Raw genomic sequence first — 19792 nt, 5'->3', positions numbered from 1 at the left:
TCTGTTAGATAGACCATTAATGGAACGCTATATTTTAGATGAACTAAAAGCGCTGCGTCAGGACTATCAAAGCCTAGAAAAGCGAATGATCACAGAGATCACCGATCGCGAGCTAACGGTCGCAGATAAATCGTTGAACTATGCCAACGTGACCGTTACATACTTCTTCTACATCATTGCTGGTGTCGCATCGCTGATTGCCTTTGTCGGATGGCAATCTCTGCGCGAGTTTAAACACAACACCAAAGAGATGGCTGATAAACGATTGGAGAAGATCGCCCAAGAATACGAGAAAAAGTTTGTCGCCCTTGAGCGAGATTTAAAACGCAAAACTCGCATTATCAGCGAAAACAACAAAGAGATTGAGAAAATCAACGAGATCCATAACTTATGGCTACGTGCACAAAGCTCTCAAACTCCAGAACAACGTATTGAGATCTATGATGAAATCTTATTAATTCGTCCAGGTGATTTAGAAGCGTTGACTTACAAAGCCGACGCAGCGATGGAAATCAACGAATACCATTGGGCACTTAGCATTTGTAACCGCGTACTTGAAGTCGATTACACCAACGGCCCTGCACTGTATCAACGCGCGTGTGCATACTCTCGCCTTGGTATCGAAGAGCAAGCTATTGAAGACTTGGAACGCGCAATTGAATACAGCCCATCCATTCGTGATTTACTTGCCGAAGAACGAGACCTCGAATTGCTGCACGGTAATGAGCGTTTTGAAAAGCTCTTACATCTAGCAAGCGAATAATGGAATAAACAGCATGAGCAGCCACTTTAATCTAGAAGACGCTAGCCAAGTATTGGTTGGCGCTTTTGCCCTAGCAGTCCCGATCTCATTTTCGGAGGAAGCGTGGCGATTGGGTGAGAGCCTACCAATGGCAAACTTGCTCATGCTGTTAAGTCTTTCTGTCATTTTCCTCAGTTTTTTCGCGTATCAAAGCGTGTTTCAAAGCCACATCAAGAATCGCGTATCCATCTTTATTTTTCGTGTGGTTATCGCGTACCTCATTGCGGCCGTTGTGGTAGCGTTAGTACTTTTCTGTCTTGATAAACTGCCACTCATGAATGAGCCTTTGGTTGCGATAAAACGCGTTATCGTCATCACAATGCCTGCTTCGATGGGCGCGATCGTAGTCGACAGTTTCGACAAAGAATAGAGATAATCGCTACTCTTCTTCTAACGTTAAGTTCGACCCCGAGTGGTCTTTCCCTAATACATCTTCTGGGTTTCGAAGTGCGCAGGTTTCTAACGACAAGCACCCGCAGCCAATGCATCCGCCTAAATCGTTTTGCAACGCTTTAAGTTTTTGAATCTTTTGTTCTAACTGTTCATGCCAATGGCTTGCCATTTCTTCCCATTGCGCTTTGTTAGGGGCTTGGTGTTTCGGCAGTTCATCTAACGCATGTTTAATTTCTTCTAACGACAACCCAACTTGCTGCGCTGCTTTGATCACCGCAACACGGCGCAACACACTGCGATGGTAGCGACGCTGATTACCTTGATTTCTCCAGCTCGAAATCAGTCCTTTTTGCTCGTAAAAATGTAGGGCAGATACTTTCACTCCAGAACGTTTTGCCACTTCTCCTACGCTGATTTCCATCCTTGACTCCCTGCGTATCAATTTTGTTAAAAAAATGCTTTACCTCAAGTTTACTTGAGGTTTTAAAGTTGCACCATCTTAATTAACGCTAAACCCCGGCGATCTCAAGATAATGTATTCAGCGCGAACGACTTGGTTGTTAACCACAAGACAGTTGGACATCAACCTTTTGAAATCCATCGGGAGTTAGAGGCAAACATAATGAAAAATAAAACTCAGCCGTACTTAGCTGGCCGCTTCTTCGACAGTATCTCCTCTGGCTTATTCATGATGGCGCTGCCATGGGTCATGCTTTCCGAACCTAACATGGGCACTTTCGTAGCTTTAGTTTCTCTGAGCTGCACCGCGATTTCTTTTCTAGCAACGCCTTTCTTTTCCACTTTAATTGACCGACATTCACGCAAAGTACTACTCGTGCTCAATCAATGGATTCAATCGGGTATGGCTTTGGTGGTGTTCATTGCTTATTGGTTAGGGTTTGAGTCACACTGGTTGCTGGCTTTTGCGCAATTGGTGTATTGGGTTTCGAGTAATTTTGCATGGACGACCAACAACGCCTTCACCCAAGAAAATTATCAGCACCATGAGTATGCGAAAATTTCGGGTCAGCAAGAAATTGTAATGCAATCCACAACCCTCGGAGCTGGCGCGTTGGGTATTGTTTTGCTTGAAATGTGGGGTATGAAAGAGTTTGCTTTGTTTGCGGCCAGCGCCTCTGCGTTAGCAGCGATGTTCTATATTCTGACGCCTTATACCCAACAATTAAGGGCGTCAAAATCCGTTGCTTTCATCGCGCAACTCAAAGAGAGCAAACAAATATTCCGTCTCGAACCCCGATTTTATGGCTTTATTCTGCTCTCTTGCCTCTCTTATCCTGCATTGACGTATTTGAGCAAACTGGTGCCGATTTGGTTTTCTGAACAAGGCATCTCTGGCGATTGGTTTGCAGGGTTCAACATCAGTTTTGGCCTCGGTTCGTTGCTAACCGGCTTTATTGTCACCAAAGTGCTAAGCCGTGCCTCCCATAGCCACATTATGTTCGCTTCGATGGTTATGGTATCTTTTGCGCTTATCGGGATGAGTTTTGCGATGAGCCCGCTGACCATCTTATTGTTTACGGCGCTGTTTGGCGTATTTAACGCGCTAAATCGCATTGCGAGAGTCAACTGGATGCATCACACCGTAGCGGTTCATCAACGAGGTCGCGTCGATGGCGGCATCAGCATGTTTGCCACCACCATTCAATCTCTCAGTTACGTCCTGATTGCAATGTTGAGTCATTACGAACTAACACAATACGGTTTTGCAATCGCAGCTGCTGTCATGGTGTTAGCAGTGATTTTGATGGGATTACTCAGTCGAGACGTCGAGCCGTTTAACGACCTGCCCCTTCATGCAGCAGCAAAGTGAAGCATAGAAATTGAGAAGTTGAGAAATTGAAAAAGCGAGATAGGAAGGCAACCAACATCGTCTTCCTATTTTTTTACGCCAGCACTTTTGCCTCTATCGCTTATCAGCAAGGTTGGGTATTCTGAAGTGACCAACATGAGCAGGGGGAAATCGCAGTGAACTTAAGGCAATTAGAAGTCTTTTACGCCATTATGCAAGCAGGAACGGTGTCAGGCGCGGCTCGCTTACTGCACGTTTCCCAACCTAATGTCACTCGAGTTCTCGCCCATACAGAACAACAACTGAGCTTCGCTTTATTTGAGCGTGTAAAGGGCCGTCTCGTTCCCACTCAAGAAGCCAAAGCCTTATTGCCAGAGGCTGAAAAAGTCTATCAACAACTCGGACAATTTCGCTCTCTGACCAACAAAGTCAAACAGGGAACTCAACATTTACGAGTCGGTGCCCCGCCTGTTTTGGCCGCGCACTTGTTAGCGCCGACTGTCGCGTTGTTGTCGAAAGAGCACGGCATCTCCTTTGAGCTATTAACGGCCAATCGCGATGAGCTGTGCTCAGGATTACTGAAACATGAACTGGATGTCGCCATTGCGTTCGGTGAAGAAACACCACCAGCGATCATGGGGCACGTGTTATTGAAAGAAAACTTAGCACTGATCGCTCCTAAAAGCGCAGCGATACCCGCAGAAAAAACCGTCATTTTAGAAGAACTCATCAGTCACGATTTACCCATTATCGGTTTAGATAGCCGAGACCCTCTGGGCTTGCTGTTACATCAAACCTTGTCAGCGCGTGACGAGCATTATCAACATGCCATTACCGTCCGCAGCTACTCCGCGGCGGCTGAACTGGTGAAAAACGAAGCAGGATTCGCGATTGTAGACCCTTGGACTGCAAAACAATATCGCCAAGATAATGCCGTTTCCGTGCATGCTTTGGAGCCAAATATGTCCTTCTCTGTCTCTATTTTATTCGCAGAGCACACACCTCAATCCATTGCGACAAAGCAATTTATCACCGCCCTAAAACAACAGATGGTTTAAAGGTATAACCTGAAGTTATACCTGCCTAACAAATAAGCATTCGGTTTCCTAAATCAGTCTGGCTACATTAATGAGCAATAACGATGACGAAGGGAACCATCATGCAAATTGCTCAACCTTACCTACTTTTTCTTGGCGATGTAACCGATCCACTCGCAGCAAAAACCGCGCGTGGCATATATCAATGGCGACCTGAGATTTGTCTTGGCCAAATCCGCCTGACGCCAGAAACCGTATCGCTTGGTTTAACCGACATGACACTACAACAAGCGCAGCAGCAAGGAGCAAAAACGCTGGTGCTCGGCACAGCAAATCCAGGAGGCGTCATTCCCGAAGCTTGGCAAGCAACCTTACTTGAAGCGGCAGAGATGGGATTTGAAATTGCATCGGGCATGCACCAACGTTTGGCGGAATTTGCTCCCCTTGCCGATCTAGAACAACGCGGATTAACCAAACTGTATGATGTTCGCCATTATGATGCCCCGCTCAAGGTCGGCAATGGCAAAGCTCGCGCAGGCAAGCGAGTACTTACTGTAGGGACAGATTGCTCCGTTGGAAAAATGTACTCTGCCCTTGCCATTGAGCATGCATTGAAGCGTAAAAACTGTCGTGCAGAGTTCAAAGCAACGGGTCAAACCGGAATTCTCATCGCAGGCAGTGGCATTTCGATTGATGCTGTAGTTGCCGATTTTATCTCCGGCGCAGTAGAAGCGATCAGCCCTGAGTTCACCGATCACGATTGGGACATCATCGAAGGGCAAGGTTCATTGTTTAACCCTTCATTTGCTGGCGTAAGTTTGGGCTTACTTCACGGCGCACAAGCTGACGCTCTGATACTGTGCCATGAGATTGGTCGCCCGCACATCCGCAACTTACCACATGCGAACTTACCAACCATTGAACAAACGATAGAAGCGAATCTGGCCGCTGCTCGCCTAACAAATCCAAACGCTCAATTAGTGGGTATTTGCTTGAACACTTCGGCGATCAGCGAAGAAGATGCAGCCCAGTTATGCCAGGATTGGAGCGACAAATACCAGGTGCCCGTCACCGACCCTGTGCGTTTTGGCGTTGATGCGGTTGCAGATAGGCTCCTTACGATTTAAGAAACATTTACGGTTTAGAAAATAACTGCGGTTTAGGGAAAACTAGTGAGATGAAAATTCATGTAGAACCCGTCACGATTGCCATGGCGACACCATTTCGCATCTCTCGCGGCAGTCGGACAGAGTGCCACGTAGTCCGCGTGACAATTGAACATCGAGGCATGACCGCCCAAGGTGAATGCACGCCATACCCTCGTTATGGTGAATCGGTTGAATCGGTGATTAAGGCGATTTCTCACGCCGCGCATGAACTGCAAAGTTTGTATGCCAAAGGCGAAGCTGATGTCATGGTTCTCAAAAGCCAGCTTCAATCGTTATTACCCGCAGGGGCGGCAAGAAATGCATTGGATTGCGCCCTTTGGCATCTTCACGCGCTTTTGAGCCAAAAGCAGCAGGTTCACGACCTCTTTACGTTACCCGAGGCGATTGTGACGGCGATGACGGTTTCTATCGACAAGCCGCAAGCGATGGCAAAACAGGCACAAGCTTACCTTAGCCAAGGCGCAAAACTGCTTAAGGTAAAACTGGATGGTGAAAACGTGATTGAGCGCGTTGCAGCAGTACGCGATGCCGCGCCGCACGCACAAATTGTCTTAGATGCGAATGAAGCGTGGCAAAACCTCGACCTCGCGACGGTATTTGCTCAACTCGAACCGCTAGACATCACCATGATCGAACAACCGTTGCCACAAGACTGCGATGACGTACTCGCCAGCATTCCGCACCCCATTCCACTTTGCGCCGATGAAAGTTGTCACACCAGAGAGCAATTGCATCAGTTGGTTGGCAAATATGAAATGGTGAATATTAAGCTAGATAAAACTGGCGGGCTCACTGAAGCACTATTATTAGCCGACGACGCCCAAAAACTCGGTTTTAGCCTCATGTCCGGTTGTATGTTGGGGACGTCGCTGGCGATGCGAGCCGCGTTACCTATTGCTGCTCAGGCAAGCGTTGTCGATCTTGATGGCCCGGTGTTACTAGGACAAGATGTAACGCCAAGCTTGGTTTATCGCGACGGCGAAATCGTTCTTTCCAAATAGCCTAAACAATCCAGAGGTTTTGCTCCAAAAGTCAGAACCTCTGAGTTTATGATCTCGATTAAAAAACAATCAGCCCCATCATGAAATAAATCACATAAATTATATGGTTATTGAGGCATGCTAAGATTCCAGTAGTCCAAGAAGGTGGTCTTATGCATCGAGTCATCCGGAAAATGACGTGGAAAACGAATAGGCGGTAATCCCGCCCTACTCCAATGCAGTGCGTGGGTTTCTATAACAACCCACTTCCTAGCAATTCGTAGGTTTTTCACGCCATCTTGCAAGGAGGCTTTATGCCTATCAATAAAATACGCAATATCGCTTTTGTCGGTCAAACCGGGACCGGTAAAACCACACTGATAGAAAAACTGCTCTTCACCTGCGATGCCACCCACCATTTAGGCAGCGTAGAAAAAGGCGATACTGTTACCGACTTCGACCCTCAATCCATCCAATATCAACACAGTATTGAAGCAACGCCAGTCGCACTGCGCTGGAATAAACACCGGCTCAATATCATCGACACTCCGGGACAAAACGAGTTACTTGGCCGTACTATCAGCGTTTTTCCTGCCGTTGAAACATCCGCCCTTGTCATCGACCCTCAAACACCGCTTAACCAAACTTCCGATCGCTTATTCACCTTTGCAAAAGAGCAGCAAAAATGTCAGATGATCATCATCAATAAGCTCGATAACCACGGTAATCAGTTAGAGAGATTGATGGAGAACATCGTTGAGCATTTTGGTGACCACTGCTTGCCGATCAACTTACCTTCGACTGACGGGGAATCTGTAGTTGACTGCTATTTCGAACCAGAATTGGGACGAGAAACCTTACTTGCAACAGTAGATGAAGCTCATGAGACCTTAATTGACCAAGTCATCGAAGTCGATGAAGAACTGATGGAACTGTATCTGGAACAAGGCTCTGAACTCACCGCAGAGCAACTGCATGATCCGTTTGAAGAAGCACTGAGAACTGGACATGTGATTCCGGTCTGTTTTGTCTCAGCACAAACCGGCGCGGGCGTCGAGTTGCTGCTGCGCACCTTGGCGGAGATCATGCCCATGCCAAACGAGGGTAACCCTCCTCTACTGGAAAAGAACGGCAAAAAAATCAAAGTAAATTGCGAAACCTTAGAGCACACCGTCGCACACGTGTACAAAGTCAGCGTCGACCCATATATGGGAAAACTTGCCTACTTACGTGTGTATCAGGGTGAAATCAATGCGGGCAGCCAGCTTTATATTGGCGAAAGCAACAAGGCATTTAAAGTTGGGCACTTATATCAACTGCAGGGCAAAGATAGAACCGAGATCCCTCGCGCGCTTGCAGGCGACTTCTGCGTTTTAGCCAAAGTGGATGATCTCGAATTCGATTCAATCGTTCATGACTCTCACGAAGAAGATGGTGTTCAACTCAAAACGTTGGACCTTCCTGACTCCATGTATTCTTTGTGCTTGAAGCCTCTTAAGCGTGGAGATGAGCAAAAATTAGGAGATGTGCTGAATAAAATTGCCAGTGAAGATCCTTCGCTGCGCATCGAACATCGCGCTCGCACCAACGAAACCATCATCAGCGGCCAAGGGGAGTTTCACCTCAAAGTCGCATTAGAAAAGATGGCGAACGTGTACAAACTGGACGTCGAAACCTGCCAACCAAGCGTCGAATACTTTGAAACCATCACCAAACCTGCCGAAGGGCATTATCGACACAAAAAACAAAGTGGCGGTGCAGGCCAATTTGGTGAAGTGCAATTGAAGGTTCGTCCACTCGAACGTGGTGCCGGATTTAAGTTCATCAACAAAGTGGTGGGTGGCGCCATTCCAACCGCGCTCATTCCTGCTGTTGAAAAAGGTATTTTGCAAGCGTTAGAGGAAGGCGCGATTTCTGGCAACCCAATTAAGGATGTGGAAGTCACCGTTTATGACGGTAAATATCACTCCGTCGATTCGAAAGAAATAGCGTTTGTCATCGCAGGTAAGAAAGCCTTTTTAGATGCGATTAACAACGCAGATCCTATTGTGCTAGAACCCATTGTCCAGATGGAACTGCACATCCCAACCGCGAATGTTGGCGATGTTTCTGGTGATTTATCTGGAAACCGAGGCTTAATCGAAGGCTCCGAGCCAATAGACAGCAGCTTCACCTTACTCAGAGCCAAGTCACCAGTAAATGAGCTGCAAGATTACGCTCGTCGATTGCGCTCCATCACGGGTGGTGAAGGCAGTTTTAGTATGACTTTAAGCCATTACGAGCCCGCGCCACCAGCAGTGCAAAAACAGGTCTGCCAAGGCAGTGCACAACAAGGTTAATTCCCTAAGATTCAAATCAATCACATAAACAAAAAAGCGCCCTCATTTTGAGGGCGCTTTTAGGTAAAAGAAAAATTATTTATCGAGAGACAAACCTATCTGACTGATTTTGCTTTCAAACTCTTCGATGCTGTTCGCTTTGTAAGTCGGAGCACCGTTAAAGTAGCGCGGTTTCTCTGGCAGCATCGCATTTTTCAGCTCTTGTTCTTGATCGATATTGTCATGGTAAACCGTTACACGATTTGGAATATCCTGCTTCATTACAGCCATTTTGGTTCTCCTTTATTAAGACGAATAGTAAGCGTAGAACGAATTTATCGGAGTACAGGCGAGACTGTGTAAAATTTAGACACTCACAGCAAAATCATATTTAAACGGTTGCATTTAATATTTTTGAGGCACTTTGTCGTGGCTATTGGCAAACGTGAGTGCAGCGATTAAGGTGAGATTTCTCTACATGAACACAGGAAGTCCGGTGTCGCAACAAGAACTCAACCAAATGGGCAGTGCCAAAGTTTTTCTCATCGAAAAAGATGGCGTCCAAGTAATAGAAAAACGTAACCCTACTCAAATAGAAGTGGCGTTTTATCAACGCTATGCCGAGCAGTTTAACGCGCTTGGAATACACGTACCGCGCTTGATTCAACTCGACGACCAGAAAAACGTTCTGCACATTGAATACGTTCCCCACGCAGTCGAGCAAGCATTCTTACTTGAAGATCCTCGAGTCATTGAACAACTCGTCAAACTGCACCAACTTCCACCAATATCAGATGGTATTTATCACCGCCATCAGTGGACACCACAAGCGACCCAACAAGCACTCGCAACACTTGAACTGGGCTCAGAGACAGAACAGTTCTTCCACAACCTCCAACAACGATCGGCGCACCTTTTCGATGGACAGAACTTGATCTCCGGAGACTCGAATGCTGGAAACTGGGGACAGCGTAGAAATGGCGAGCTGGTGCTGTTCGACTGGGAGCGCTTCTCTACAGGGCATGTCGCGATAGATTTAGCGCCGCTCATCGAGGGCATGGGCACATTTGATGATTACTTGAACGTAGCAGGCAAGTATATAAAGTGCGCAGAGAAAGGTGAAACAACAGCATTGGCGCGCGATATCGGACTAGCAAAAGCGTGGATCGTTGTCGAGGTAGTCAACATACTGGTCTCCAGAGAGAATCCGCAGACCAGCAAGTATTTGGACTGGTTTCGGCAAACCTTGCCGCAATGGGCCAAAAGCCTTAGTGCTCAGGTGATGAGTTAGGCTCTGAGATTTGATGTAAACGCCTTTCAGGTTCTGCGCATGAGGTTTCGCAGTTGCATACTTTATCAACACCGACGTTGTTTAAACCGCCGCAACTTCCTTGAATACGCTTGTTATGAAAAATGACACCAAGTGACATCAACAAAATGATTGCGAGAAAACCAAGAAAGGTAAATAACCAAACCATATTAACCTGCCTTATTAGCCATCGACTCTAGCTTAAGTATAGCAGGGCTAGATGTTGCTTTGAGTAGCGCTTTAGGTCTTGCCAACAAGGAGGTTTTTGATTTTTGGCCACCACAACCACAGGAGCCGCAGCCGCCTTTTTCTTTGTGAACACTTTTCTTATGATTGTTTGATGGACGTCCTTGAGAGGGCTCAATCAAAGGCTCTCTTGGAACCGCAAGCACATCTTCCAAGGAACTACGAGTAGACAGCCTAAATACTGGCGTGCCACTGCTAAGTAGCTTTGCCAATACACGTTCACCGATATTTCGCACAAGAACAGCATCCACATTGTACCCTTTTAGAGACTGAATCAACTGAGACTTCGCATTACAACCCGCTTGTGGCATAGAAGCTATGTTCGCTAAGTTTTTTAGCATACCGTCAGTATCAGAATAAATAGCAATGTATGGTGCTTTTACAAAGTGGTTTGCCACCCGCTCACCATCATTAGGAATAGCATAAATCATAAGTTTGACTCCTCATTCGGAAAAACTAATGCATGACCTTCAACTAAACTTTTTGCGACTTTCAACCTTGCACTTTTTACTGTGTTACCAAAAGTTTGTCTAGAAACGCCCATCTGCTCCGCAGCTTGCTGCTGGCTAAGCCCCTCTAAGTCGGCTAAACGTAGCGCTTCTAACTCTTCTGGTAATATGGCGACTTGCTCCAACTGATTAAATGGAATGCCATTGGGCTTAAAGCAGTGGTGAGCCGCACGTCCGCATATTCGTCTTTCTATCTTTGGTCTTGCCATCATTGTCCCTCAAAAACACGGAGTCAAATTACGCCTTAAACTGGCATATGCCAATAACATTTTTAGCATATGCCAATAAACTAAGTTTGCAAAAATCAACACGACAAATACGTAATACATCAGCATTAATTAGACATCTAATAATTTAGAAATTTCGATGACAAACGAGCAAAAAGATCAATTCTAATTAACCGGATAATAAAAACGTTAGTTTGCGCAGATTTTTCATACAAATACACGCTAATGTGTTCATTTTATTGAAGAAGAAAAACTATAATCCAAGCAAATCATTAGTTTGAACACTAATGATTGTTTTATTTTAAAGGATGTATACCTAAGGAACGAAAAAGAGAAGTTTGACGATATTCGCCTGAGCTTAAAGAGTAATACGTTCGATAAAGAACCTGTCGAACGACCATTACTTGGCCTAGGTGCCCTACTCTTCTTGCCAAATTAAGTTTCTTGAAAGCGCTTAGGTATATCAGAAAAAGGAAGTACATATGTCTGACTCAAATTGGCTCAGCGAATTCCCGGAAATGGATGCCTCTGATCTCAGGGCGATTCGCAAAACACTCGACGGCGCCTACAGAGATTTCTCTCGCGAGTATGGTGAACTCATTGAGTCTCTGTTTGATCCGCTCCTGGCGTTTCTTGTCTGGTTTGAAAAACTTCTGATTTCTACACCTTGGTTCATTATTTTAGGTGTCTGCACCACTCTCGTTTATGCCGCTAGCCGCTCTTGGAAACTGGCCGCTGCATGTTTTGGTTCGCTGATTCTGATTGGCTATTTTGGAATGTGGGAAGATACTATGCGCACGCTCAGTATCATCACTGTATGTACTATGCTTGCCATCGCACTTGGTATCCCTATCGGCATCGCTATGGCGCGCTCTAATCGCATTCAGTCGGTGGTAACACCATTACTAGACGTCATGCAAACCATGCCGGCATTTGTGTATCTCATTCCAGTTGTGATGTTATTGGGCATCGGGAAAATTCCTGGCCTTATCGCAGTAGTGATCTACGCGATTCCACCGGTTATTCGTTTAACCAATTTGGGCATTCGTCTAGTTGATAAAGAAGTATTGGAAGCCGCAACCGCATTTGGTGCCAGCACTCGGCAACGGCTTTTTGGGGTTCAGCTTCCGCTTGCAATGCCAACCATCATGGCGGGAATTAACCAAACGATCATGATGGCACTGTCAATGGTGGTCATCGCATCAATGATTGGGGTAAAAGGTTTAGGTCAGCCTGTTCTAAAGTCTATTACCAATCAATATTTCACTCTTGGTCTTCTCAATGGTTTAGCAATTGTCGCCCTAGCAATCCTTTTTGACCGTGCTTCACAAGCGTATGCGAAACGCACTCAAGCTCATTTAGGAGACTCAAAACATGACTAGTCCACTTATCGAAATCAGCGGTCTGTATAAAATCTTCGGCCCCAAACCCAATAGCGTGATTGAGCGCGTTAAGTTGGGACATAGTAAAGAGCAGGTTTTAGCGGAAACGGGCCACACGGTCGGACTAAAAGACATCAACCTGCAAATTCAAAAGGGTGAAATTTTTGTCATTATGGGATTATCCGGTTCTGGAAAATCCACCATGATTCGCCACTTCAACCGATTAATCGATCCAACCATGGGGCAGATTTTGGTAGAAGGGGTGGATGTCATGCAACTTTCTAACAAAGAGCTTGAACAGTTTCGCCGTCACAAGATGTCTATGGTGTTCCAACGCTTTGGCTTGCTGCCTCATCGCACTGTTATCGACAACATCGCATATGGTTTAGAAGTTCAGGGAATAAATAAAGAGGCGCGCTTAGAAAAAGCAAATGAATGGTTAGAAACCGTTGGACTGACGGGTTATGAGCACCAGTATCCTGCTCAACTATCGGGTGGACAGCAACAGCGTGTGGGCCTTGCACGGGCACTGGCTACCGACGCCGAAATACTGTTGATGGACGAGGCTTTCTCAGCATTGGACCCTCTGATTCGGAGCGAAATGCAAGATCAGTTGGTAGAGCTGCAACAGAAGCTGCACAAAACCATTATTTTCATTACTCATGATTTAGATGAAGCGCTTCGACTTGGCGATCGCATCGCGATTCTTAAAGACGGTGAACTTGTCCAACAAGGTTCACCGGACGAAATCTTACTGCATCCTGCCGATGAGTACGTTGAAGCCTTTGTAAAAGACGTCAATAGAGCGCGAGCACTGACGGTCGAAACGCTGATGCAGCCACCTTCGTACTGTGTTCGCGCTGAAACCATTGAAGATGCGCTGAGTGAAATGAAACGTGTTAAACGTGATTATGCCTACCATGAGACCAATGCAGGCTATCAAGGCGTGATAACACAGCAAGGATTGCTAAACGCAGCGAAGTTAACTCACCTATCAGATTGGCGTGATGATATCTATGAAGAGGTGCCTACCATCTCTCCACATTTAGCCATTGAGCAAGTGCTGACTGAAGTCATGTCGTGTGAATATTCACTGCCCGTCATCGATAAGCACGGCAATTTGAAAGGCGAATTAAATCGTCAGGTTATTGCGGAGCTGTTTTCTGATCAACGAAGCACAAAACGAGGCACTTCACGCTCAAGCTTCAATAACGTTTCTTAGATGATGTTGATAATACAGCTCACAACAATGTGGGCTGTTATCAATTAACTCGCTCACAATCCCCTTTTAGATATTTGTCTGTGGGCTCAAGCTTGATACCCAAAGCAACATTTACATTGTTCTGATTTTCCTGACAATTTCATGCTCATATCCGGTTTTATTGACATAGTTAGATCATTCTATTGCTTTTTGATGACGCAAATCCTCGATAAATGTCTACTATTACTCTCATACAAAATCTTGATTTAAAGAGGGATAAAATGAAAAAGACAATGTTGGCACTAACAGGCGCGGTAATCATTCTTGCAGGCTGTCAAGATGAGAAACCTGCCGAAACAAGCGCAGTTGAAGTACCTCAGGCAACGGAAACTGAAGTCACCACCAGTGCAGACGTTACGACTGAGACAATTGACACGTTACCAGTAGAAGAAGAACAGGTAATTACTGAAGAGACATTTGTAGACTCTGAACACAACGCACAAAGTGCTCTGGACTGGAACGGCACCTACAAAGGAACACTACCTTGCGCGGATTGTGCTGGTATCGATATGACCATCACACTAAATCAAGATGGCACTTACGTACTTGAAGAAAGCTACCAAGACAAAGAAGACGGTCAATCAAAATCTGAAGGTCAATTCACTTGGGACGCAAATGGCAGCATCGTAACGTTGACAAATGAAGATGCACCAAACCAATACTTTGTTGGTGAAAACGTACTTATGAAGCTAGACATGAATGGCGAAAAAGTAACGGGTGACCTAGCACCACTATACAACTTAACGAAACAGTAAGAAGCTAGTATCAATACCTGATAAATACCCAAAATCCGAGCCACCCCAGCTCGGATTTTTTCGCTGTTTTAACGAAAGCTATTCCAGCAACCTTTCTATTCTGAAGCAACATTCTGCTTCTTACCCTGATTGTTCATTACATTTCCATACGCTTTGCCGATAGATGCTTACAACGTCATTTTGTACAGTGTTCAAAACAAAACAGAACAACTCGGAAAAATGATGAAAAAAACATTAATTGCACTACTTACTCTGACAGCTGCTGGCTCAGCTTTCGCTGGCGATACTTACATTCGTAACGGTAACATCTACAACAACGAAGGCGGTTGGAACGTAGAAGCTGGTGTGGCTCAAGGCAGCGATCTTTTCAAAGATCAAAAGCATAATACAGCACCAATTCTCAACGGTGGTTACCATGGTGACGACTTTAATGCCGACCTAAGTGGCATTAACTACCGCTTCTTCGGTAACACCAATGAGTTAATCAACATGAGTGCCTACCTTGTAGGTAGCGGTGTAATGCGCGACGGTGATACAGCGAAAAGCCTGAAAGGCACAGATAAACGCCGCTTCGCCGTCGATCTAGGTTTAAACGCAGACTTTACACTGGATCAAAACAACGTCATTTCTACGTACCTTCAGCACGATATCAGTGGTGCTTACAAAGGTTACTTAGCGGGCGCGACTTACTTCCACATCATGAAATTCGGTAGTGTTGATTTTGTTCCTTTTGCTAACCTAACTTATCAAAGTGAAGACTACGTAGATTACTACTTTGGTGTAAAACAACGCGAAGCAAACGCAAACCGCAAAGCATACAAAGGTGATTCAACGGTAAGCTATGGTGTGGGCTACAAACTTGTTATGCCAATCAACGACAACTGGCAAGTAAGCCAAATGACACAATACACGCGCCTAGGCAGCGGTATCAGCGACTCATCTATCATTGATAGTGCAAACCAATGGGTTGTTGGCGCAAGTGTGTCGTACAACTTCTAATCCGATACGCCCTTATAAAGCCATCATTTCGATGGCTTTATGCGTTGGACATTTGCATAATCTTGAACACAGACTCTAGTGTGAATGAGCAATCCATAACCTATGTAAATCGCTATAGCCTGTATTCTTCACCTGCACACCTCGCACTTGCTGTGTTTTTGTCACTTCTTCGTAGCCAACAAACAAAGGCAAATATAGGTACTGATCGCGCAGCGCTTTCTCTAGGTTTAATAAAGACTGTAGCGAGTGATCATCTGCCATCGCTCTGCGAACCTTTTCTCTATGGCTTAACATCTGGCTTTGATCAAAACTAAAACGCAGTCCAGTTGCTATCGACAGCCATTCGAAGATGCCATATTCAAATGGTGCTTCCATGACTTCCTCAATGAAGAGCAAGTCTGCTTGGTGAGACACTACCTCAGGAAAACTAATGTCATCAATAACAATGATCTCTAACTCTAATCCCGTTGCACGAATCACACTGTGCAACCATTCGGAATGGCGAATTAGACTCGGTATCGTCCAGACAGGTTCAGCTAATACCACTTTACCTTTCAGTTTAGGTATCACACCACCATCTGTTATTGATAAATCTTGCTCATGAGTCTCTAACTGAATGTTGTCAACGGCACTTGGCGCATCATAAATTCGCTTTTGCACATGGATGTAATCAGCGAGTTGATACCAAGTCTCTTTTGTGAGTTGGGATTCCACGCGTTCGCGGTAGGTCACATATGAAAATGCGCTAATTTTTTCCACTTCAACGTGATCGGAGCTTTGGTTAAAGCTCAACATATTTAAGGTTTTAACATCTCCATGAGACAGCGTTATTTGATCTAACAATGCGCGTGCTGAAAAATACTCTTTGTGCGCTTCAAGAGTCATACTCTCCTGGTTCCAGCCGCTGATTTTAAATGGTCCAGTCCCTATGTGGTAGGAATAACTAGAACCGAAAGAGACGACATCTCGACACAGAATAGACGCATGAGGAGTTGCTAGCATGTATGGAAACAACTTGTTCGGATGCTTCAATATGATTTTTAAGCAGTTAGATGTTTCTGCAACCACGCTATCAATGCATTGCCAGAGCTCGTGAACTGGTCCTTTTATCTCCCTGAGTCTTTCTATACTCCAAACCACATCCTGTATGTTAAGGGGTTCACCATCATGGCGATATATGCCCGGCCGCAACCATAACGTCATTACCTTGCCTTCCATTTTCCATTCGTGTGCTAACGATGGCTCGATACCACCATTGGAATTTTGGGTCAGCAATACGTCATAAACGCTTTTCGCGACGTGTAATTCAGTGTGACGGTAAGTATTCGCAGGGTCGATTTTGGATACCCAAGGGTAAGAAGAAATCAAAATAGCGTTATTTGATTCGTTCAATCGATTCACTTTTTCAGAAGCGATAGTCAGTGCTCTAACCGCGGTTTGACCGAACCAATCAATAAGTTTCGTTATTGAGTTCATTCTTCCTCTGCCAAGCTCCTCAACCAAAAACTCGGTCATCGCTTGTTGGAGGGAAATATTAATACTGAGACGGCTAGCGTTACTTCGGCCAATCGCAGGTTGCCAATCGACCCAATCGTAAGTGGCAAGCTTTTTCATCACAATAGAAACATTGCGCCTCGACGTGCAAATCACCGCTTCTAGCTCAGAAAGCGTAACAAGGTGATACTGGTGAGGTTCAAAGTGCTTTAACAGTAGATCCAGATACCTAAGATTGACATCGTTCACAAAGATTCCTAAGAGTTATTCCAAAGCAAAAAAAATAGCACAGGACGCTTAGCAACTAAACTTCCTGTGCTATATCTAAACAAATTCAAAGCTTGGACTCAGCTCGACCAACAGAAGTCAAAAACGTTTACTAAGCCAAGAGGTAACTTGAATAAGTATTCTTAGAAACGGTAGCTCATACCTACAGAGAACACATTGATGTCTGCATCAACCGTTACTTTTTCATTGCCAAATTTCGCAATGTCTAGCTCAGGCATCATGTATTCCCATTCAACTTGTAGAGCAAAGTTTTCAGTAATAGCGAACTCTGCGCCTAAACCGTACATGCCTGTTACAGTGCTGTCAGAAATGGTGGTATGGCCTGCGCTACCGTCAATCACAGAGTTGCTAATTTTGAATTCAGCATTGAAGTAAGAAAGACCAGCTTTAGCAAAAAGGTTGAAACGATCGCCAATCGGTAGAGTCGCTTTTGGCTGAATCGATAGATACTTCATATCACCAACAGTAACAACTTTGCCGTCTAAAGCATCGTAACCACCAATGGCTGCTTCTAGAGAAATGTATTCGTTGAATTTGTAACCACCGAATACTTTGCCTGAAAGGCTTGAGTCATCTTCAAGTTTAAGTTTAGTGCTAGCGTTAGTACCACCACCATTGATAGAGCCATTAACATCACCAAACGATGCTTGACCTACAGATGCACCAACGTAAGGAGCTGCGTTTGCAACAGAACATGTTGCTAGAAGGGCTGTCATTAGCCATGTTTTTTTAAACATTGTATTTCACTGCCTGTTAATTATTGAGGTTGTGTTTTGCCCATCCTTAAGCATGCCATGCTATCCATTTCACTTGGTTTCAAAACCAAGTGGATGTTAATGAATAAAAACTCAATAAAACATGAAATATTTAGACACAACTTTGCCACTTTCTTTCTTAATTTTGACAATTTAGTCATTTCACAAGCATTGCTGCTTCAACCAGTTAGTGAGTTTGATGATTTCCGCTTGTTTGGCTCGACTCTTTTTATGAATAAAATAAAAGCTGTCGCCGGTTTCCAATCCATGAGAAGGGATGTACACCAAATCATGTGCTTTATCTCTTTCATTGAGCATAAAATCATTCGCAAATGCGATGCCTTGGTCATAACGCGCCGCCTCTATTGCCAACAACATATGACTAAAATGTTGAACATCGACATCTTTCGGCAAGGTGTAACCGCCCGCTCTGCACCACTCTGCCCAATCTTTTCCTCTCTCTCGATAAATTGAGTCTGTCGACAAAATAGGGTATCGCCAAAGCGCTTCTGGAATAGGTTGATCTTGCAACTCTTTCCAAATTTTATGGCTGCAGACCGGATACAACGTCTCCGCGTATAACTTTACCGACATGTAGTTTCGCTTTGGCTTCTCTACCGTGATAAAACAATCGCCAACGCTGTCTGTCTGTTCAGGATCACCAACGACCATATTGAGTGTCAGATCGATTTCTGGATGTAGGCGCTTAAAATCAGACAAACGCGGAATAAGCCACTTTACGGCGAGCGAGCTATAAATCGCCAACCGTATGCTGCCTTTGTCCCCTTCTCGCACCTTTTGGCTGGCCATCGCAATTGAGCTAATTGCTGGGCTAATATCCTCTAAATAGCGGGTGCCCGTATCGGACAAAGAGAGCTTTCTGCCTTGGCGGATAAATAATGATTCACCCAAGTAATCTTCTAATAATCGTATCTGGTGGCTAACGGCACTTTGCGTCACATTGAGTTCTTCAGCAGCAAGCGAAAAGCTAGAGTTTCTGGCAACAGATTCAAAACAGTGAACAGCTCTGAGTGGTGGCAATTTCATTATCTAAAAATCTCATACTTAAACTAATAAATATCACTTCACTTCATCCTATGACATCACCTACTCTTTGGCAAAGACAGAGGAGAGGAAAAAGTGAAAGTTACATCGGTCGGAGCAGCGATGCTGCTATTAATTGTTGGAAATCTCATTGCGGTGCTTTCGGACTCTTTAATTAAAAGTGTCGGAAATGAAGTGCCTATTTTTCAATTTGTCTTTTTCCGACAAATTTCAGCGGTGCTTTTCCTGCTGCCAGTCTACTTGCTAACAAAAAATGCGCCTTTTCTTGAAGGGTTTAAGTGGCATGCTGTTCGCGCTCACGTATGGTTACTTGGTGCAATATTCATGGTTTTGGCGATCTCATCTTTACCGCTCGCAACTGCGAACGCGATCTTTTACGCCGCGCCATTAATCATGTTGCCGCTTGCAGCAATCTTTTTTGGAGAACAGTTGTCTAAGCAATCGGTCGCCGCAGCGATAATGGGCTTTGCCGGTGTATTGGTCATCATTCGTCCAGACCAAATCGATTGGGCAGCCATTTCAGCTTTAGTTGTTGCAATTACTTTAGCAATCAATAACTTGCTCATTCGAAAACTGCCAAAAAATCAGTCTGTGATGCAAACGTTATTGATGACAAACTTGGCAGGTATTCCAGTAGCCTTCTTGCTTGTTCTGATCGAAGCAGAACCTTGGGACTGGAGTGCTTTCCCTGTTGCTGCTGGCTCAAGTTTGTTCATCATGATTTATGCAGCAACATGTGTCATCGCTTACCGCTCGATCGATAGCAACAAAATTGCCAGCGCTGAATACAGTGGCTTAATTGGTGCCGTGTTTGTGGGATTGATTTGGTTTGGAGAAGTGCCAGACATATTTATGGCAATAGGAACCATTATGATTGTTGTGCCTCTGGTTTGGCTTTCTAAACGAGAGCGTCGCAAGAAAAAGTTGCAAGAGCAACAAGAAGCGCACGTTACTTAAAGTTGTGCTCTAACCCAAAGACTAAAAAACCGAGCC

21 protein-coding genes are annotated in these 19792 nt (G+C 44.9%); 13 read left to right on the top strand and 8 right to left on the bottom strand.

Translation table 11 applies throughout. The features are described 5' to 3' along the window. On the top strand, nucleotides 1-763 hold a 763-nt coding region (locus tag IQP38_RS22600), incomplete at its 5' end, for a tetratricopeptide repeat protein (protein ID WP_228010162.1). A 13-nt stretch (nucleotides 764-776) separates the two neighbouring features. Next, entirely contained in the window at nucleotides 777-1172 is a 396-nt protein-coding gene (locus tag IQP38_RS22595; protein ID WP_005373896.1) for a DUF2391 family protein, read from the top strand. A 9-nt stretch (nucleotides 1173-1181) separates the two neighbouring features. Here IQP38_RS22595 and soxR read toward each other — a convergent pair whose 3' ends face one another. Continuing rightward, a complete protein-coding gene (soxR, locus tag IQP38_RS22590; RefSeq protein WP_005373898.1) occupies nucleotides 1182-1616 on the bottom strand; it encodes a redox-sensitive transcriptional activator SoxR in 435 nt (144 codons plus the stop codon). Nucleotides 1617-1817: 201 nt separating this feature from the next. Between soxR and IQP38_RS22585 the strand changes: the two genes are divergently transcribed. The 5 genes from IQP38_RS22585 (at nucleotide 1818) to fusA (ending at nucleotide 8530) form a co-directional block, all read left to right on the top strand. Further along, on the top strand, nucleotides 1818-3026 hold the full coding sequence (locus tag IQP38_RS22585; RefSeq protein ID WP_017635140.1) for an MFS transporter: 1209 nt from the start codon (nucleotides 1818-1820) through the stop codon (nucleotides 3024-3026). 155 nt (nucleotides 3027-3181) lie between these two features. After that, the gene (locus IQP38_RS22580; protein WP_025767997.1) at nucleotides 3182-4063 is read left to right on the top strand and encodes a LysR family transcriptional regulator; all 882 of its coding nucleotides are present in this window, start codon (nucleotides 3182-3184) and stop codon (nucleotides 4061-4063) included. A 101-nt stretch (nucleotides 4064-4164) separates the two neighbouring features. Further along, nucleotides 4165-5169, top strand: coding sequence for an N-acetyltransferase DgcN (gene dgcN, locus IQP38_RS22575; RefSeq protein WP_104980432.1), 1005 nt, complete (start codon nucleotides 4165-4167; stop codon nucleotides 5167-5169). A gap of 50 nt (nucleotides 5170-5219) precedes the next feature. After that, on the top strand, nucleotides 5220-6212 hold the full coding sequence (dgcA, locus tag IQP38_RS22570; protein WP_033906306.1) for an N-acetyl-D-Glu racemase DgcA: 993 nt from the start codon (nucleotides 5220-5222) through the stop codon (nucleotides 6210-6212). Between the two features lie 293 nt (nucleotides 6213-6505). After that, nucleotides 6506-8530 (top strand): elongation factor G, encoded by a 2025-nt coding sequence (gene fusA / locus IQP38_RS22565; RefSeq protein ID WP_104980430.1) that lies wholly within the window; start codon nucleotides 6506-6508, stop codon nucleotides 8528-8530. A 75-nt stretch (nucleotides 8531-8605) separates the two neighbouring features. Here the strand turns inward: fusA and IQP38_RS22560 are convergent, their stop codons facing one another. After that, nucleotides 8606-8800, bottom strand: a complete 195-nt coding sequence (locus tag IQP38_RS22560; protein WP_005373920.1) for a hypothetical protein — start codon at nucleotides 8798-8800, stop codon at nucleotides 8606-8608. Between the two features lie 187 nt (nucleotides 8801-8987). On the opposite strand from IQP38_RS22560, the gene IQP38_RS22555 reads away from it, so the two are divergent. Beyond that, entirely contained in the window at nucleotides 8988-9800 is an 813-nt protein-coding gene (locus tag IQP38_RS22555) for a phosphotransferase (protein WP_170890210.1), read from the top strand. On the opposite strand, the gene nqrM is transcribed toward IQP38_RS22555, so the two are convergent. From nqrM to IQP38_RS22540, 3 genes are read right to left on the bottom strand one after another with little or no spacing between them, the layout of a single operon-like run. Continuing rightward, entirely contained in the window at nucleotides 9778-9987 is a 210-nt protein-coding gene (nqrM, locus tag IQP38_RS22550) for a (Na+)-NQR maturation NqrM (RefSeq protein ID WP_025768002.1), read from the bottom strand. The two genes, IQP38_RS22555 and nqrM, sit on opposite strands and share 23 nt — an antisense overlap. Nucleotide 9988: 1 nt before the next feature. Further along, on the bottom strand, nucleotides 9989-10495 hold the full coding sequence (locus tag IQP38_RS22545) for a NifB/NifX family molybdenum-iron cluster-binding protein (protein WP_104980426.1): 507 nt from the start codon (nucleotides 10493-10495) through the stop codon (nucleotides 9989-9991). Continuing rightward, the gene (locus IQP38_RS22540; protein WP_005373924.1) at nucleotides 10492-10782 is read right to left on the bottom strand and encodes a DUF134 domain-containing protein; all 291 of its coding nucleotides are present in this window, start codon (nucleotides 10780-10782) and stop codon (nucleotides 10492-10494) included. Before IQP38_RS22540 ends, IQP38_RS22545 begins: the two co-directional genes overlap by 4 nt. Before the next feature lie 500 nt (nucleotides 10783-11282). On the opposite strand from IQP38_RS22540, the gene IQP38_RS22535 reads away from it, so the two are divergent. The 4 genes from IQP38_RS22535 (at nucleotide 11283) to ompV (ending at nucleotide 15197) form a co-directional block, all read left to right on the top strand. Continuing rightward, the gene (locus tag IQP38_RS22535) at nucleotides 11283-12182 is read left to right on the top strand and encodes an ABC transporter permease (RefSeq protein WP_005373926.1); all 900 of its coding nucleotides are present in this window, start codon (nucleotides 11283-11285) and stop codon (nucleotides 12180-12182) included. Beyond that, the gene (locus tag IQP38_RS22530) at nucleotides 12175-13404 is read left to right on the top strand and encodes a quaternary amine ABC transporter ATP-binding protein (RefSeq protein ID WP_104980425.1); all 1230 of its coding nucleotides are present in this window, start codon (nucleotides 12175-12177) and stop codon (nucleotides 13402-13404) included. The genes IQP38_RS22535 and IQP38_RS22530 overlap by 8 nt, the downstream gene beginning before the upstream one ends. Nucleotides 13405-13664: 260 nt before the next feature. Then, entirely contained in the window at nucleotides 13665-14198 is a 534-nt protein-coding gene (locus tag IQP38_RS22525; RefSeq protein WP_005373930.1) for a copper resistance protein NlpE, read from the top strand. 222 nt (nucleotides 14199-14420) lie between these two features. After that, nucleotides 14421-15197: an outer membrane protein OmpV gene (ompV, locus tag IQP38_RS22520; protein ID WP_104980423.1), complete on the top strand. Its 777-nt coding sequence runs from the start codon at nucleotides 14421-14423 to the stop codon at nucleotides 15195-15197. Nucleotides 15198-15272: 75 nt separating this feature from the next. Here ompV and IQP38_RS22515 read toward each other — a convergent pair whose 3' ends face one another. From IQP38_RS22515 to IQP38_RS22505, 3 genes are all read right to left on the bottom strand, one after another. Next, nucleotides 15273-16940 carry an ABC transporter substrate-binding protein gene (locus IQP38_RS22515; protein WP_104980421.1) on the bottom strand — a complete coding sequence of 556 codons (1668 nt, stop codon included), beginning with the start codon at nucleotides 16938-16940 and terminating at the stop codon, nucleotides 15273-15275. Between the two features lie 161 nt (nucleotides 16941-17101). Further along, the gene (locus IQP38_RS22510) at nucleotides 17102-17716 is read right to left on the bottom strand and encodes an outer membrane beta-barrel protein (RefSeq protein ID WP_005373936.1); all 615 of its coding nucleotides are present in this window, start codon (nucleotides 17714-17716) and stop codon (nucleotides 17102-17104) included. Nucleotides 17717-17896: 180 nt separating this feature from the next. After that, nucleotides 17897-18781 carry a LysR family transcriptional regulator gene (locus tag IQP38_RS22505; protein WP_005387224.1) on the bottom strand — a complete coding sequence of 295 codons (885 nt, stop codon included), beginning with the start codon at nucleotides 18779-18781 and terminating at the stop codon, nucleotides 17897-17899. A gap of 93 nt (nucleotides 18782-18874) precedes the next feature. Here IQP38_RS22505 and IQP38_RS22500 point away from each other — a divergent pair, with 93 nt between their 5' ends. Then, nucleotides 18875-19756 carry a DMT family transporter gene (locus tag IQP38_RS22500; RefSeq protein ID WP_005373940.1) on the top strand — a complete coding sequence of 294 codons (882 nt, stop codon included), beginning with the start codon at nucleotides 18875-18877 and terminating at the stop codon, nucleotides 19754-19756. Nucleotides 19757-19792 lie beyond the last annotated feature (36 nt).

The organism is Vibrio sp. OPT41 (assembly GCF_015163595.1).
Classification (GTDB): domain Bacteria; phylum Pseudomonadota; class Gammaproteobacteria; order Enterobacterales; family Vibrionaceae; genus Vibrio; species Vibrio alginolyticus.
This window is presented reverse-complemented; position numbering and strand designations above follow the sequence as displayed.